We start from the raw sequence: 564 nt of genomic DNA, 5'->3' as shown, positions 1-564 counted from the left end.
AATAGCAGCTGGTTATGCTGCTGACTTTATTATTTTAGATTCAAGTTTAAATTTAAAAGCAACTTTCTTAAATGGAGAATGCCGTTATCACGTATAGATAAAATGATTAGTTAGAAAGAGGGAAAGTAATGATTTTAGCGGCTACCATGAATCCATCTGTTGATATATCCTACCCTTAGAGGAGTTTAAGTTAGATGATGTCAACCGAGTAGAAGAATGTAAGTAAAATAGCTGGCGGAAAAGGTTTAAATGCTGCTCGTGTTATTTCTCAAATGGAAAAAGAAATTTTAGCTACTGGTATTTTAGGCGGAACGATTGGTGATTACATTATTAAAGAGTTAGAAAATGACCAAATCAAAAATGACTTTTTGAAAACGGATAAAGAATCTAGAAACTGTATTTCAATTCTTCATGTTTTAATGGCGTTTTATGTGGTCGTGCAACTTGGTCAGAAGTTGTTTCACCATTTGTGACAAAAGTAGAAGAAGCGGGGCGTGATTGGTTACGAAGTATGGGGAAATAAAATAGTGAAGAACTAAATGAAGTTTTCAGAACAATAGCCAC

General features: G+C 33.9%; 1 protein-coding gene. It reads left to right on the top strand.

Annotated features, from left to right (window positions below):
* Positions 1 to 272 precede the first annotated feature (272 nt).
* Entirely contained in the window at positions 273 to 473 is a 201-nt protein-coding gene (locus RT405_RS11470; RefSeq protein WP_313469793.1) for a hypothetical protein, read from the top strand.
* Positions 474 to 564 lie beyond the last annotated feature (91 nt).

Source organism: Carnobacterium sp. (assembly GCF_032094055.1).
In the GTDB taxonomy this organism is placed as follows: domain Bacteria; phylum Bacillota; class Bacilli; order Lactobacillales; family Carnobacteriaceae; genus Carnobacterium_A.
This window is presented reverse-complemented; position numbering and strand designations above follow the sequence as displayed.